Genomic DNA, 14,230 nt, shown 5'->3' on the forward strand with positions numbered 1-14,230 from the left:
CATGCAAACCGTCGATTTCGAACTGGATGGCGAATACGTCGAACTGAACCAGCTGCTCAAGCTTGTCGGCATCTGCGACAGCGGCGGCGCGGGCAAGGCCATTGTTGCCGCCGGCGAGGTGGCTGTGGACGGCAAGCAGGAACTGCGCAAGACGGCCAAGATCCGTAGCGGCCAGACCGTCACCATCGGCGACATCCGTATCCGCGTGCAGGGCTGAGGACACGCGTCCCCTGCCGGATCGAGGCGGCCATGATCGAGCAATACGGCAAACTGATCTTCATCGACCTGGAAACCACCGGGCCGAATCCGATGACCGATCGCATCACCGAGATCGGCATCGTCGAGGCCGGCAAGGATGGCGTGCAACGCTGGTCCGTACTGGTGAATCCGCAGGTACCGATACCGCCCTTCATTGTCGGACTCACCGGCATCTCGGACGAGATGGTGAAGGATGCGCCGACCTTTGCCCAGGTGCAGGAGGAGTTGCTGCAGCGCCTGCAGGGTGGACTGTTCATCGCGCACAATGCACGCTTCGACTACGGTTTCCTGCGCAATGAGTTCAAGCGCCTGGGCAAGACTTTTCGCTGCGAAGTGTTGTGCACGCTCAAGCTGTCGCGCAAGCTGTTCCCCGACATCATCAGCCATGGCCTCGACGCGCTGGTCGAGCGCCACGGCCTGACTACCGACGCGCGCCACCGCGCCCTGGGCGATGCCGAAGTCCTGTGGCAATACTGGCAGTTGCTCGAGCGGACGATCGCCGGCGACAGACTCAGGGAAATCGCCCGCCAGTTGCTCCAGCGGCCCAACCTGCCCGTCCATCTCGATCCGGACATGTTCGATGACCTGCCGGATACGCCGGGCGTGTACGTCTTCTATGGCGCGGGAGACAAGGCGCTGTACATCGCACGGGCGGCCCAGTTGCGCGTGCGCGTGCTTGCCCATTTCCACGGCGAGCAGCCGTCGAAGAAGGATGCGGACCTGGCGAAGGAAGCGCGCCGGTTCGAGTGGTTCGAGACAGCCGGCGACATCGGGGCGCAACTGCTGGAAGCGCGCCTCATGCGACGGTTGCAGCCGCCGTCCAGCATCGGCCGGCCGACAGAGGCGGACGTGTGCGCGTGGCGTATCGCCGAAGGGAGGCCTGAGCTCGTCTTTGCCTGCGATCCCGGCTTTGCAAGCGGAGCGCCATGCCACGGCATGTTCACGTCGCGGCAGAAAGCAGAAATGGCCCTGGCTGCACTGGCGGAAAAGAATGGCATCAACATGAACGCACGCGCGATCGACGGTGAGCGTCTGCAGCGTGCGCTCTCTTCCCTGCCGCTGGTGAACTGGCCTTATGCCGGCCCGGTCGCCGTGGTCGAACAGGGTGGCGATGGGCGTGAAGACTTCCATCTCGTCGATTGCTGGCACTGGCTCGGGACGGCGCGAGACATCGACGCGTTGTCCGCCCAGCGCGGACAGTCCTCATTCGAATTCGATACCTACCGCATCCTCTCGCGCGCCATCGCGCAAGGGAAGGTGGAAGTCCGTCAGCTTTCCTGATCCGCCTTCGCCAGCTTCTTCTGCCACTGTTCCGACCAGCGCTGCAGCGGCATCAGCGCCTCCAGCAACTGCCTGCCCTGCTTGCTCAATGCGTAACCGTAGGGTTCTTCCAGCACCACGATCTCCGTGTCGCGCAACTCGCGCAGGCGCTGGTTGAGCACGGTGGGCGACATCGCGTCGCAGCGTTCGCGCAGTTCGCGGAACGTCAGCGGGACGTCGCGCAGTTCCCAGAGGATGCGCAATACCCATCGCCGTCCCAGCAGGTCGAGCAAGGCCATGATCGGCCGGCCTGTTTTCGATCCCCTGACCGGCGCTCCCGGTTTCGGCAAAGCCATGGTGCCTCCGCTACAGATAAAGTAGCAATATGCTACAGTAAACGTAGCATCCAGTCCAGAAGGATGCCGATTCCACACGACATGAAGGAGCAAGATGATGACCGATCCACGCATTTCCCCCGCGGAGCCGCCCTACGAACCCGCCATCGCCGAGGCATTTGCCCGCATCATGCCGCCGGGTGTCGAACCGCTCACGCTGTTCCGCACGATGGCTCGCAGCCCGCGCGTCCTGCAGCGCATGTTTGCCGGCGGCCTGCTCGACAAGGGCGCAATTACTCTCCGCGATCGCGAACTGATGATCCTGCGTACCTGCGCGCGCTGCGGAGCGGAGTATGAATGGGGCGTGCACGTGGCCTTTTTTGCACAGAAGGCCGACTTGATCGAAGCGCAGGTGGCGGCGACCGTGACCGACGCCAAGGAAGACTGCTGGAGTTCGCGCGACCGGCTGGTGTTGCGGATGGCAGACGAATTGCATGGCGGCGCCACAGTATCGGACGCGCTGTGGGCAGAACTGAAAGCCGTGTTCAGCGACGAGCAATTGCTCGAACTGGTCGCGCTGGCCGGTTACTACCGGACGATTTCATACATGGTCAATGCCTGCCGCCTGGCGCCTGAGCCATACGCCGCACGCTTCGGCAAGGCATAAAAAAGCGGGCCGCATGCGGCCCGCTTTTTCGTCCAGCCTGATGCTTAGCTCTTGGCTTGTGCGGTCGCGGCCTGCGCGAACTGGGTCACGGTGCCGTTGACGCTGGCGTTCACGGCTTCAGCAGCCTGCTTGGCGGTCTTGGTGAACTGCTCGTAGGTGCTGCTGGCGTTGCCCATGGCGTTCTTGAAGATCGCCAGCACGCCGTCGGCGCCCGGCGCCTTCTGCGAAGCTTCTTCGACGAGTTCGGTGACCTTGCGGCTGAACTGGGCCATCTGCGACTCGGCGGCCTTGGTGAATTCAGCCTGGGTGCTGTTGGCGATGGTGGTCAGGTGGCCGCCGTAGGCAACGACCTTGTCGAGGTTCGGCTTTGCCTGTGCTGCGACGAGGGAGAAAAATTCCTGCGGGTCCTTCGCGGCCAGGATCTGGCGGGTAGCAGCCTGGGACTCTTCCATCGAAGAACGCGCGGCGGTCAGGTTCAGGTTGATCAGCTTTTCGACGCTTTCGAGTGTCTTGTTGGTCAGCGAGCTGTACAGCGCGAGGTTGGCTTCGAGGTTGGCCTTGGTTGCTACGGAAATCTGGTCTTGAATCGGGAACATGGCATCTCCAAAAAACGGAATTCGGGTGGTAGTGACAAAATGTCTTACCAAATTTGTTGCAGAGCAACATCGACTATTTTAGAGATGCTGTCGTGGGAGTTCAAGCGTTGATTTGTGCATTGCAGGAAAAAGTGCAGCAAGGGGTAACAAAATGAAAAAGTTCCCGTCACCGCTCAAGAATCATGCTCTGCATGTCTCTGCAATATCCATAGGTTTTCCAGCCAAACATGCGGATTCGGGCTAATATGAAATTCATATTGCCCGTATCGGAGGCGTCCAGGGAAACGTATCCGGTACCTTGGATCGATTGAGGCTAAGGACAGATGGATAACGAGAATCCACGCGCACGCTTGTATTACCTCTTCGGAACGAACCAGAGTCCTCAGGGCTCGTCATGGCTGGCCCGGTTGCCGGTAGGCCTGTTCGCCATTTCGGTCGGCTTGTTCGGACTCGTGGGCGCGTGGCGCCGGGCCGCGGTGTTCGGATGGGAAATCGCCGGCGACATCGCCGCGGCCCTGATCTGGCCGGTGAGCGCCATCTGGATCGTGTCGCTCATCCTGTATGCCATCAAGTGCAAACGGCATCCGCAGTCCGTCAAGCGCGAATACAGGCATCCCGTGCAGGGGTCGCTGCAGGCGCTGCTCCCCTTGTCCGTTCTCCTCGCGGTCATTCAGTTCCAACAGCCCGCACAGGGCGTATGGCTTGTTCTCGCGTTGACAGCGCTGGGCCTGCACCTGTTGATTGCCCTGCGCGTGGTGGCGACGCTGGCGACCGGCCAGATGCCGGCCAACGCCATCACGCCTGCACTCTATCTGCCGGTAGTCGGCGGCGCGCTCGTGGGCGGCATGGCCCTTGCCACGCTCGGTTTTTCCGGCTGGGCTGCCATGCTGTTCGGTACCGGGCTTTCCGGCTGGGCATTGCTGGAAGCGCGCATCCTCAGCAAGCTCTTCGAAGGTCCCATGCCTGAACCGCTGCGGCCCACCATCGGCGTGGAACTCGCACCGCCGGCCATCGCGACGCTGACGGCTGCCGTCATCTGGCCGCAACTGCCCGCCGAAGTGCTGATGATCGGACTGGGCATATGCATCGCCCCCTTCGTCGGCGTGATGGCCCGTTACCACTGGTGGCGCAACGTGCCCTTCTCCGTTGGCTTCTGGTCGTTCTCCTTCCCGCTTGCCGCACTGGCCAGCGTGGTCCTCGAAGCGGTACATCGCGGCGGCTGGCCGTTGTGGATCGGCATTGCGGCCCTGCTGACGGCATCCGCGGCGATTGCCTTCCTCGTGCTGCGCACGGCCATCCTGTTGCTTCAGGGGCGGTTCCTTCCAGCGGAGTGAAAGCGCGCCAGCTTCAGAGCGTCTCGGTGCGGCGGTTCTGCCGCCGTTCCATGGAGTGCGACGACACGCGGAACTCGACGTTGGTGATGCCTACAGACCCTGGAGGACCGGCGACGAAGCCGAAGCCGCTCTTCACCGGGAACAGGCAGTTGTCTCGCAATACGAGATCGGTGTGGCAGTTGGGCGTAGGCTGGTAGAGGTGCTGCTTGATCTCTTCCCACACCGGCTCGGTGACCCAGCCGTAGAGGTAGAGCTGGTTGGGATACAGCGAACTGTCGGAGTCGAGGTAGCCCTTCTGGTTTTTCTGCAGCGGCGGATGCGAGGGCAGCGTGTTGGAGACGGAAAGATCCACCGAACCGTCGCCGATCAGGTGGGCCTCTTCATTCTTGTAGGTGGAATAGGCCAGCCGCAAATGCCAGCGGCAGTTGAGCTCGATCTTCTTTTCCATCCCGACCTTTTCGGTGGCCATCGACAGGCCGTCGGTGACGGTGAGCTGCGTACACATGACCTGGCCGATCAGCGTGGGCTCCAGCTTGCGGAACTCTTCCAGGTTTTCATGCAGGTTCCAGAAAAACCACTTGGCCCGTTCCCCTTCGGTCATGTCGGCCAGCTCGGCCGCGTCGCGCTTGCCGTGCCCTTCGATCGTTCGCATCGCATCCCTGCGCTGTTTTTCAAATGCCTCGTCGTCTCCTGAACCAAATTTCTGGAAGTAGTCGCTCCGCATAAAACTCTCCGAAAACGGGTGTGATCTGATGCTCTCAGTGTAGAACCCGGCCTGCAAAAAAACAGGGGGGATATCAAGTTGTCACCGCGGATAGAGCAATTCGAGGGTGATAAGTTCAGGCAATTGCGCTGCATCCCGAGAAATGGCCGGTAAACTGATGGCTGCTCGGTGCTCGCTGCCAGGGACAGCCGGGATAACATCGAAGCTGGATATCCTTGCCCAACAACCAAACTCAAGAGAGAAGAACTATGTCGAGGCTGATTTACATAGCTGACCCGATGTGCGCATGGTCCTACGGCTTCGGCCCGGAACTCGCCGCACTGCTGGAAGGCGTACCGGGATTGCCGGTTGATGTGGTGGTCGGCGGCTTGCGCCCCTACAACAAGAACGTCATTTCGGCGGAACGCCGCGCGGAACTGAAGGCGCAATGGGAACGGGTGTCCAGGGAAACAGGACTGCCGTTCTCCTATGACATCCTGTCGAAGGAAGATTTTGCCTACGACACAGAGCCGGCATGCCGCGCCGTAGTCACGGCACGCAAGCTCGCACCGCAGGCCAGCCTGTACGTATTCCATGAAATCCAGCGCATGTTCTTCTCCGAAGGCAAGGATACGACCCAGGGTGAAGTCCTGGCCTCCATCGCCTGCAAGGCGCTCGCGGAAGAAGGCTATCCGGTCGATGAAGCGACTTTCCTTGCCACCTGGAACTCCGACATTGCCGTCAAGGGTACCAACGACGATTTCCTGCTGACGGAAAAATGGGAGCTCAAGGCTTTCCCGACGCTCGTGCTGGAACGCGGCTCGGAGCTGGACCTCGTGACGACCGGTTATGTCGCCATGCCGCGACTGATCGAACTGCTGCTCGGACTGGTGGAAGGAACGGACGGTCAGCCGGCAGGCGGCACACCGGCCTGATCCTGCCAGCGACACCAATGCAACGGGGCCTTGAAGGCCCCGTTTTTTTGCACTGATGCAGTGCGATGCAAAAAAAATGGCGCAGAAACCGTGCGGTCGTCTGCGCCATTTGGGATCGCCCGCAGGCGATCGCCGTTCGCATCAATACATGTGCTGACCGCCGTTGATGGCGATGTTTGCACCGGTCAGGAAGGCTGCTTCATCGGAAGCCAGGTAGGCAACCAGGCCTGCCACTTCTTCCGGCTTGCCCAGGCGGCCCATCGGGATTTGCGGGATGATCTTGCTTTCCAGCACTTCGCTCGGGATCGCCATGACCATCTTGGTGCCGATGTAACCCGGGGAGATGGTGTTGACCGTCACGCCCTTGCGCGCCACTTCCAGCGCCAGCGCCTTGGTGAAGCCGTGCATGCCGGCCTTGGCCGCGGAGTAGTTGGTCTGGCCGAAGGCGCCCTTCTGGCCGTTGACCGACGAGATGTTGATGATGCGGCCCCAGCCGCGGTCGGTCATGCCGTCGCACACCGGTTTGGTCATGTTGAAGACCGAATCCAGGTTGGTCTTCATGACCGCATCCCAGTTAGCCTTGTCCATCTTCTTGAAGGTCATGTCGCGGGTGATGCCTGCGTTATTGACCAGCACGTCGACCGGGCCGATTTCCTCGGCGATCTGCTTGATGCAGTTCTGTGCGGAATCGAAATCTGCGACGTCGCAAGGATAGGCGCGGAACTTGAAACCCTGCGCCTCCATCGACGACAGCCATTCCGCCGCCTTGGTATTGCCCGGCGAATAGGTCGTCACAACCTGGTAACCGAGGGCTGCCATCTTGATGCAGATCGCTTCCCCCAGACCGCCCATACCACCCGTAACCAATGCAACTCGTGCCATGTTCTACTCTCTCTTCTTGAAGATTGATTTTGATTGAAACTTCCCCAGCAACTGCCCTTGCGGGCAGCCGCGTTTCTTATCAACGCTCGATGGCGAGCGCTACTCCCATGCCGCCGCCGATGCACAGGCTTGCGAGGCCGCGCTTGGCATCACGACGAATCATTTCGTGGATCAGCGTCACGAGGATGCGGCAGCCGGACGCACCGATCGGATGGCCGATGGCGATGGCGCCGCCGTTGACGTTGATCTTGCTGGTATCCCAGCCCATTTCCTTATTCACGCCGATCGCTTGCGCAGCGAAGGCTTCGTTGATTTCCATCAGGTCGACGTCCTGGTGCGTCCAGCCGGCCTTTTTCAGGCAGAGCTGCGATGCCGGAACCGGGCCCATGCCCATGATGGTCGGATCAACGCCGGCGGAGGAGTACGCCTTGATGCGGGCCAGCGGCTTGAGGCCGAGCTGGTCTGCCTTCTTCGCGGACATCATGATGACGGCGGCAGCGCCGTCGTTGATGCCGGAAGCGTTACCTGCAGTGACGGTGCCGTCCTTGGCGAATGCCGGCTTCAGGCTGGACATGGAATCGATGGTGACGCCCGGCTTGATGAACTCGTCGGTGTCGAACACGATGGCGCCCTTCTTGGAAGGAATCTCGAGGGGGATGATCTCGTCCTTGAACTTGCCAGCCTTTTGCGCGGCTTCGGCCTTGTTCTGAGAGGCAACGGCGAACTCGTCCTGCTCCTGGCGGGACACGCTGTACTTCTTCGCGACGTTCTCTGCGGTGATGCCCATGTGGTACTGGTTGTACACGTCCCACAGGCCATCGACGATCATGGTGTCGACCAGCTTGGCGTCGCCCATGCGGAAGCCGTCGCGGGAGTTGTTCAGCACGTGCGGCGAAGCGCTCATGTTTTCCTGGCCGCCGGCAATCACGATCTCGGCGTCACCGCACAGGATGGACTGTGCGGCGAGATGGGTAGCCTTCAGGCCGCTGCCGCAGACCTTGTTGATCGTCATCGCGGGAACCATGTCAGGCAGGCCGGCCTTGATCACCGCCTGTCGTGCCGGGTTCTGGCCCACACCTGCGGTGAGCACTTGGCCGAGGATCACTTCGCTGATCAGTTCCGGCGCGATGCCGGACTTGGCCAGCAGGTTCTTGATCACATGCGCGCCCAGGTCCGCCGCGGCGACCTTGGCCAGCGTTCCACCGAACTTGCCTACTGCGGTACGGCCAGCTGCGACGATGACGACTTCATTCATTTCAAATCTCCCTTGAGGACAACAAAAATACAGCAAGCCTGCCCGGCATCTGCACGGCGCAATGAGCTTGGACAGCACAGGCTGCAAGGCCGTTCATCATAGCGCCGCGCCCCTGTGTTTCGTTTGATCTTACTCAACGCGTTCAGAGACACCAAAACATGAACGCGCATTCGCGAAACGGTATGCGTTCGTGTACCGGACAATATGGTCACTATAGCAAGAAGCAAGCCCACAGGAAATGAAAATGCAGGCGCATGGCCTGCATTATTTCAAGGCTCGATGACGGCTTGATGAAGCCTGAAGAGAAGTGGTGCCGTACGGCAACTTAAAGGGTGTCGTGCGCTTGGTGTGCGCAGCAGGTCAGGCCTCTGACAACGCATTGTCCTCAAGCGCGGCGACCGGCAACCTGCGCAGCACTTGCGGCTGCGGCGTGAGCGGGACCACGTTTGCCACGCTTTGCATCACAGTGGATGCCGGCGCAGGCAAGGTATCCATCTTGAAGACCGCGACAGCCTTCTCGAGCACCGCGGCCTGATCCTGCATGCTTTGTGCGGCAGCAGCGGCCTGTTCGACAAGCGCCGCATTCTGCTGGGTCATCTCGTCCATCTGCGCGATGGCACGGTTGACTTCTTCGATGTCGGCGCTCTGCTCTTCGCTGGCGGCAGTGATTTCGCGCATGAGGTCGGCAACCTGTGTCACGGCATTCACGATGTCGTCCATCGTCTTGCCGGCCTGGTCGACCAGCTTGCCGCCGGTGTCGACCTTCTCCACCGAATCGCTGATCAGTTGCTTGATCTCCTTTGCAGCGCTTGCCGAACGCTGCGCAAGATTGCGCACTTCGGCCGCGACGACAGCGAAACCGCGGCCCTGTTCGCCGGCGCGTGCCGCTTCGACAGCGGCATTGAGCGCCAGGATATTCGTCTGGAAGGCGATGCCGTCGATGACGCCGATGATGTCGACGATCTTGCGCGAACTATCCTTGATCGAGCCCATCGTGCCGACCACCTGGCCCACGACCTCGCCGCCCTTTGCGGCAATGCCCGATGCGGAGATCACCAGCTGGTTTGCTTCCCGCGCGCTTCCTGCATTCTGCTTGACGATGTTCGTGAGCTGTCCCATGGAGTTGGCCGTCTCCTGCAAGGCGCTTGCCTGCATTTCGGTACGCGAGGACAGGTCGGCGTTGCCGGAAGCGATCTCTCGCGAGGCGACGGATATCGACTCGGTGCCGGTCCGGACTTCGCCGACAATTTTCTGCAGGCTGCCGTTCATGTCATGCAGCGCTTGCAGCAACTGGCTGACTTCATCGGAACCGGTCGCGTCCACCTGCGAGGCAAGTTCGCCTGCCGCCACGCGGCGCGCGACGAGCACGGCATCCTGCAGGGGCAGGATGATGCTGCGCGTCAGCATCCATGCGAAGGCGCCGCCTATCGCCAGTGCAACAGCGCCGATGACAAACAGCATGGCCATCAATTGCCTGCCGGATTCGACCGTGTTGTCGAGCACGCGATGCGCCGTCGCCTGCTGGATGTCGACCAGCTTGTTGATTTCTGCCAATGCCTGCTGGTTGAGCGGATCGATCCTGGTCGTGATCAGTTTGATCGCATCTTCGCTATTGAAGGCGGTGACGAGGCGGATCGCTTCCTTGAACGGGGCGTCCGTCTCCTGTTCCAGGCGGCTGAGGTCGGCGAGGATCTTTTTCTCGGTGTCGTCGAGGCCGAGCGCAGTGAGCTTGTCGCGGGCCTCGGTGAAGCGTTGGCGCAGGGCCATGACCTTCTGCTCTTCCTTCTTCATGGCGCCCAGGTCGGATTGCAGTCCGATGTTGCGCATCGCGATGCCGCCTTCCAGCAAGGCGCCCTTGATGTCGCCCGCGAGGGCGCTCTTGGCATTGCTCACTTCCAGGCCGGCGATCATGGCCTCGCGGTTGCGGGCGCTGACGAAGCTGTCCGCCCCGAGCGCGATGACCAGCATCGCGAGGATGATTCCGAATCCAATGGCAAGGCGCGTACCGATACGCAGGCTGCGAAGCTTCATGCGGTCTCCCGATTGCTGGCTGGTCGTTGTCGCAAGGCAAGACTTGCCGTGCGAGATTGGACTCTAACAGTGCAGCGACAGGAGATTGCGTGAAAAATCGGGTGCTGCGCCGACGAAAATTCGGTGCAGGAAACGGTTCCGGACGGGGTCAGCCGCGCTGCAGCCGGTCGACGAGCGCCAGCAAGCGAGGCTTCACTTCGCCAAGGAGGAATTCGGGCGCGAGGTTGAAGGCAGGACCGCCGCAGTTGATACTGAGGATGGCGCCCCCGTTGGCCGGGCGGAAGGCGACCGCGATCGCATTCACGTCGGGTTGCCAGTCGCCGAACGAGGTGCAGCAGCCGCGTGTCGAATATTCCTCGAGGGAGCGCATGACGCCGTCGCGGACGGAGGGCCACTTGATTTCATCCAGTTCGCGGACGCGCTCGAGGATATCGTTGCGTTCGGCGGGCGTGGTTTCCGCGAGGTAGGCGCGGCCCATGGCGGTCTGCGCGATCGGGATGCGCGCGCCGACGTCGAGCCGCAGGGTCAGCGCGGCTTCGCTGCGGCAGTTCTCTATATAGATCATGCTGAGCCGGTCACGCATGCCAAGTGACACCGTGGCGCGCGAAAAGTCCGCCAGCTCCTGCATGTAGGGGCGGGCGTACTGCCGGATGTCGAGCTTGGAGAGCATCGCGCTGCCCAGCGCCAGGCTGGCCGTGCCGAGCCGGTACTTGCCGATGTGGTCGTCGTAGTCGAGGTAGCCCAGTTTGGTCAGGGTATAGGTCAGGCGCGAAATGGTGGATTTCGGGAGCCGGGTCCGTTCGGCGAGTTCCTGGTTGCCAAGCGTCTTTTCACCCGAGCGGAAACAGGACAGCACATCGAGGCCGCGCGCGAGCGCGGTGACAAAGTGACGGTCTTCCTTTGCATTGGACTGCTTTGCCTCGGATACGGGATCTTCCTGGTCTTCGTAGTTTTCCTGCGCCATGTAACTGCTCTCTCGATTCGACTGCGGGATTATCCGGCAAACCCGGCTTCCATTGCGAGCGATCTCGCTCTCGCGCAGCCCGTGGATGCGAATGCTCGCATAGGGGTGTTTCAAAAGCAATATTTTCGGAATTCATACCTGCATCGCAGAACACGCCAATTTTACGCGCCCTTGACACGGGCTTTTGAAATGACCACAATTCCATTTTAGAGTATTTAATTCCACTGTGCAGAATTAAACATATCTGGAGAGCCAGAATGCAAAACGGATTTCCCCCGCCACCGGGCGCAAAGGAACTGAATGTCGGCGTGATTGGCTGCGGCGTCATGGGCCGCGGCATCGTCCAGATTGCCGCTCTGGCCGGCGCAACGGTATACATGGTGGACAGCCGGGAGGGCGCCTCGCAGGCAGCGCGCGACGAACTCCTATCGACCTTCGGCAAGCTGGCCGAGAAAGGCAAGCTCGATGCCGCTGCGGCCGATGCGGCGGGCGGCAGGCTGGTCGCCTGCAAGGGGCTGGACGAGCTTCGTTCCTGCCATGTCGTGGTCGAGGCCATCGTCGAAGACCTGGCGGCGAAGAAGTCGCTCTTCGGCACGCTGGAAGGCATTGTCGATGCCGGCGCCATCCTCGCGTCGAACACTTCGTCGCTCTCCGTGACCGCCATCGCCGCCGGCCTCCGGCATCCCGAGCGCGTTGCCGGCTTCCACTTCTTCAACCCGGTGCCGCTGATGAAGATCGTCGAAATCATCGGCGGCTTCCTGACACGGCCGGACGTCACCGACTATCTCCTCGCGCTGGGCAGGCAATGGGGGCACACGGCTGTGCTCGCCAAGGACACGCCAGGCTTCATCGTCAATCATGCCGGGCGCGGCTATGGCACCGAAGGCCTGCGTCTGCTGGCCGAAGGCATCTGCGGCGTGCCGGTGCTCGACGCCATCCTGCGCGACACCGCCGGCTTCCGCCTCGGTCCCTGCGAACTGCTCGACCTCACCGGCCTGGACGTGTCGCATCCGGTCATGGAATCGATCTATCGCCAGTACTACGAAGAACCGCGTTTCCGGCCGCAAGTGCTGACGCGCCAGATGCTCGCCGCCGGCGCACTCGGCCGCAAGGCCGGCCATGGTTTCTACCGCTACGGCGCGGACGGCAAGAAGGAAGCCGTCGCCGAACCGGCCCAGCCGAGCCAGCGTCCGGAAAGCGTCTGGCTCAGCCAGGAGCGGCCTGAACTGGCGGAACGCATTTCCGTCCTCGCCGCCGCAGCCGGCGTGCTGGTCGAATCGGGTGCACGTCCCAGCGACCGAGCGCTGTGCATCGTCACGCCGCTCGGGGAAGATGCCACCACCTGCTGCGTGCGCGAAAGCCTCGATGCATCGCGTACCGTCGCGGTCGAAAGCCTGCTCGACCTCAGCCGCCGCCGGGTGGTGATGACAAATCCGGGCACCAGCGCGGCGTACCTTGCGATGGCATGCGGCCTGTTCGGCGCCACCGGCATCCCCGTCAGCGTCATCCGCGACAGCGCCGGACTGGTCACGCAGCGCGTGGTCGCCCATATCGTCAATATCGCCTGCGAGATAGCGCAGCAACAGATCGCCGATCCGCAGGACATCGACCGCGCGGTCGTGCTCGGCCTCGGCTATCCCATCGGCCCCCTGGCCTGGGGCGACCAGATCGGAGCGGCGACCGTACTGGCCATTCTCAAGAACCTCGAACACCAGACCGGCGACACCCGCTACCGCCCCAGCCCATGGCTGCAACGGCGCGCGATGCTCGGCCTGTCCCTACATCACAAGGAGATCTGATCCATGCTCGACGCTTATATCTACGACGGCTTGCGCTCCCCCTTCGGCCGCCATGCCGGCGCGCTGTCTCCGGTCCGTCCCGACGACCTCGTCGCGGAAGTCATGCGTGCCGTCGTGGCGCGCAATCCCTGGAAGCCGGAACAGATCGAGGACGTCATCCTCGGCGACACCAATCAGGCAGGCGAAGATGCGCGCAATATCGCGCGCAACGCCCTCCTCGCCGCCGGCCTGCCCGTCACGGTTGCAGGGCAGACCGTGAACCGCCTGTGCGCAAGCGGACTCGCGGCCGTGATGGACGCGGCGCGTGCCGTGACCTGCGGCGAAGGCGAGCTGTTCATCGCCGGCGGTGTCGAAAGCATGAGCCGCGCGCCCTTCGTCATGGCCAAGTCGGAATCGGCCTTCTCCCGCGATTTCAAGGTCTTCGACACCACCATCGGGGCGCGCTTCCCCAACCCGAAGGTAACCGCGCAATACGGCGCCGACACCATGCCGGAAACCGGCGACAACGTCGCGAAGGAATGCGGCGTCACGCGCGAGCAGGCGGATGCCTTTGCGCTTGCATCGCAGATGAAATACCACGCCGCGCTGCAGGACGGATTCTTCGCCGGCGAAATCCACCCGATCAGCGTTCCCACCGGACGCAAGACGCCGCCGGTCGTGGTCGACACGGACGAGCATCCGCGTCCCGAGACCACCGCTGCCTCTCTGGAAAAACTCAAACCCCTGTTCGAAGGCGGCGTCGTCACCGCAGGCAATGCCTCCGGCATCAACGACGGCGCAGCGGCATTGCTGATCGGCAGCCGTGCCGCCGGCGAGAAGGCAGGCAAGGCGCCGATGGTGCGCATCCTGTCCGCGGCGGTCGCAGGCGTCGAGCCGCGTGTCATGGGCATCGGCCCCGTCTACGCGATCCGCAAGGCCCTCTCCCGCGCCAACCTGTCGCTCAAGGACATGGACATCATCGAGATCAACGAAGCCTTTGCCAGTCAGGTACTCGGCTGCCTGAAACTGCTGGAGATCGACTTCAAGGACACGCGCGTCAATCCGAACGGCGGCGCGATCGCGCTCGGCCACCCGCTCGGCGCTTCGGGTGCGCGCCTCGCGCTGACGGCCAGCCGCGAGCTGGCACGCCGCAACGGCCGCTACGCCGTGGTCAGCCTGTGCATCGGCGTCGGCCAGGGCCTGGCCGTCGTGATCGAACGAACACAATAAGA

At 62.2% G+C, this 14,230-nt stretch carries 14 protein-coding genes; 7 read left to right on the top strand and 7 right to left on the bottom strand.

The window, feature by feature from the left end; all coding sequences use genetic code 11:
* Position 1 precedes the first annotated feature (1 nt).
* Both AC3WOY_RS07825 and AC3WOY_RS07830 read left to right on the top strand, forming a co-directional pair.
* Positions 2-217, top strand: coding sequence for an RNA-binding S4 domain-containing protein (locus tag AC3WOY_RS07825; protein WP_492422432.1), 216 nt, complete (start codon positions 2-4; stop codon positions 215-217).
* A 32-nt stretch (positions 218-249) separates the two neighbouring features.
* Positions 250-1,539, top strand: a complete 1,290-nt coding sequence (locus tag AC3WOY_RS07830) for a 3'-5' exonuclease family protein (RefSeq protein ID WP_492422434.1) — start codon at positions 250-252, stop codon at positions 1,537-1,539.
* On the opposite strand, the gene AC3WOY_RS07835 is transcribed toward AC3WOY_RS07830, so the two are convergent.
* Complete coding sequence (locus AC3WOY_RS07835; RefSeq protein ID WP_492422436.1) at positions 1,527-1,874, bottom strand: winged helix-turn-helix transcriptional regulator; 348 nt, start codon at positions 1,872-1,874, stop codon at positions 1,527-1,529. The two genes, AC3WOY_RS07830 and AC3WOY_RS07835, sit on opposite strands and share 13 nt — an antisense overlap.
* Positions 1,875-1,968: 94 nt before the next feature.
* On the opposite strand from AC3WOY_RS07835, the gene AC3WOY_RS07840 reads away from it, so the two are divergent.
* Positions 1,969-2,520: a carboxymuconolactone decarboxylase family protein gene (locus tag AC3WOY_RS07840; protein ID WP_492422438.1), complete on the top strand. Its 552-nt coding sequence runs from the start codon at positions 1,969-1,971 to the stop codon at positions 2,518-2,520.
* A 44-nt stretch (positions 2,521-2,564) separates the two neighbouring features.
* Here the strand turns inward: AC3WOY_RS07840 and AC3WOY_RS07845 are convergent, their stop codons facing one another.
* Entirely contained in the window at positions 2,565-3,116 is a 552-nt protein-coding gene (locus AC3WOY_RS07845; RefSeq protein WP_492422440.1) for a phasin family protein, read from the bottom strand.
* A gap of 323 nt (positions 3,117-3,439) precedes the next feature.
* Here AC3WOY_RS07845 and AC3WOY_RS07850 point away from each other — a divergent pair, with 323 nt between their 5' ends.
* On the top strand, positions 3,440-4,450 hold the full coding sequence (locus AC3WOY_RS07850) for an SLAC1 family transporter (RefSeq protein ID WP_492422442.1): 1,011 nt from the start codon (positions 3,440-3,442) through the stop codon (positions 4,448-4,450).
* A 13-nt stretch (positions 4,451-4,463) separates the two neighbouring features.
* On the opposite strand, the gene AC3WOY_RS07855 is transcribed toward AC3WOY_RS07850, so the two are convergent.
* The gene (locus tag AC3WOY_RS07855) at positions 4,464-5,102 is read right to left on the bottom strand and encodes a hypothetical protein (protein WP_492422444.1); all 639 of its coding nucleotides are present in this window, start codon (positions 5,100-5,102) and stop codon (positions 4,464-4,466) included.
* A 320-nt stretch (positions 5,103-5,422) separates the two neighbouring features.
* On the opposite strand from AC3WOY_RS07855, the gene AC3WOY_RS07860 reads away from it, so the two are divergent.
* Complete coding sequence (locus AC3WOY_RS07860) at positions 5,423-6,088, top strand: DsbA family protein (protein ID WP_492422446.1); 666 nt, start codon at positions 5,423-5,425, stop codon at positions 6,086-6,088.
* 141 nt (positions 6,089-6,229) lie between these two features.
* Here the strand turns inward: AC3WOY_RS07860 and AC3WOY_RS07865 are convergent, their stop codons facing one another.
* The 4 genes from AC3WOY_RS07865 to AC3WOY_RS07880 all read right to left on the bottom strand — a co-directional run bounded on the left by AC3WOY_RS07865 (position 6,230) and on the right by AC3WOY_RS07880 (position 11,220).
* The gene (locus AC3WOY_RS07865) at positions 6,230-6,970 is read right to left on the bottom strand and encodes a beta-ketoacyl-ACP reductase (protein WP_492422448.1); all 741 of its coding nucleotides are present in this window, start codon (positions 6,968-6,970) and stop codon (positions 6,230-6,232) included.
* 79 nt (positions 6,971-7,049) lie between these two features.
* The gene (locus AC3WOY_RS07870) at positions 7,050-8,225 is read right to left on the bottom strand and encodes an acetyl-CoA C-acetyltransferase (protein ID WP_492422450.1); all 1,176 of its coding nucleotides are present in this window, start codon (positions 8,223-8,225) and stop codon (positions 7,050-7,052) included.
* 360 nt (positions 8,226-8,585) lie between these two features.
* Positions 8,586-10,256, bottom strand: a complete 1,671-nt coding sequence (locus AC3WOY_RS07875; RefSeq protein ID WP_492422452.1) for a methyl-accepting chemotaxis protein — start codon at positions 10,254-10,256, stop codon at positions 8,586-8,588.
* 148 nt (positions 10,257-10,404) lie between these two features.
* Positions 10,405-11,220: an IclR family transcriptional regulator gene (locus AC3WOY_RS07880; RefSeq protein ID WP_492422454.1), complete on the bottom strand. Its 816-nt coding sequence runs from the start codon at positions 11,218-11,220 to the stop codon at positions 10,405-10,407.
* A 257-nt stretch (positions 11,221-11,477) separates the two neighbouring features.
* Between AC3WOY_RS07880 and AC3WOY_RS07885 the strand changes: the two genes are divergently transcribed.
* On the top strand, positions 11,478-13,019 hold the full coding sequence (locus AC3WOY_RS07885; protein ID WP_492422456.1) for a 3-hydroxyacyl-CoA dehydrogenase: 1,542 nt from the start codon (positions 11,478-11,480) through the stop codon (positions 13,017-13,019).
* Positions 13,020-13,022: 3 nt separating this feature from the next.
* Positions 13,023-14,228, top strand: a complete 1,206-nt coding sequence (locus tag AC3WOY_RS07890) for a 3-oxoadipyl-CoA thiolase (protein WP_492422458.1) — start codon at positions 13,023-13,025, stop codon at positions 14,226-14,228.
* Positions 14,229-14,230: the final 2 nt, after the last annotated feature.

It is taken from the genome of Noviherbaspirillum sp. FW303-A3 (assembly GCF_058788695.1).

Coding starts and splice junctions, on each gene's coding strand:
- AC3WOY_RS07850 (WP_492422442.1), top strand. CDS start 3,440: ATGGATAACGAGAATCCACGCGCACGCTTGTATTACCTCTTCGGAACG.
- AC3WOY_RS07845 (WP_492422440.1), bottom strand. CDS start 3,116: ATGTTCCCGATTCAAGACCAGATTTCCGTAGCAACCAAGGCCAACCTC.
- AC3WOY_RS07860 (WP_492422446.1), top strand. CDS start 5,423: ATGTCGAGGCTGATTTACATAGCTGACCCGATGTGCGCATGGTCCTAC.
- AC3WOY_RS07880 (WP_492422454.1), bottom strand. CDS start 11,220: ATGGCGCAGGAAAACTACGAAGACCAGGAAGATCCCGTATCCGAGGCA.
- AC3WOY_RS07835 (WP_492422436.1), bottom strand. CDS start 1,874: ATGGCTTTGCCGAAACCGGGAGCGCCGGTCAGGGGATCGAAAACAGGC.
- AC3WOY_RS07865 (WP_492422448.1), bottom strand. CDS start 6,970: ATGGCACGAGTTGCATTGGTTACGGGTGGTATGGGCGGTCTGGGGGAA.
- AC3WOY_RS07855 (WP_492422444.1), bottom strand. CDS start 5,102: ATGCGAACGATCGAAGGGCACGGCAAGCGCGACGCGGCCGAGCTGGCC.
- AC3WOY_RS07840 (WP_492422438.1), top strand. CDS start 1,969: ATGATGACCGATCCACGCATTTCCCCCGCGGAGCCGCCCTACGAACCC.
- AC3WOY_RS07885 (WP_492422456.1), top strand. CDS start 11,478: ATGCAAAACGGATTTCCCCCGCCACCGGGCGCAAAGGAACTGAATGTC.
- AC3WOY_RS07890 (WP_492422458.1), top strand. CDS start 13,023: ATGCTCGACGCTTATATCTACGACGGCTTGCGCTCCCCCTTCGGCCGC.
- AC3WOY_RS07825 (WP_492422432.1), top strand. CDS start 2: ATGCAAACCGTCGATTTCGAACTGGATGGCGAATACGTCGAACTGAAC.
- AC3WOY_RS07875 (WP_492422452.1), bottom strand. CDS start 10,256: ATGAAGCTTCGCAGCCTGCGTATCGGTACGCGCCTTGCCATTGGATTC.
- AC3WOY_RS07830 (WP_492422434.1), top strand. CDS start 250: ATGATCGAGCAATACGGCAAACTGATCTTCATCGACCTGGAAACCACC.
- AC3WOY_RS07870 (WP_492422450.1), bottom strand. CDS start 8,225: ATGAATGAAGTCGTCATCGTCGCAGCTGGCCGTACCGCAGTAGGCAAG.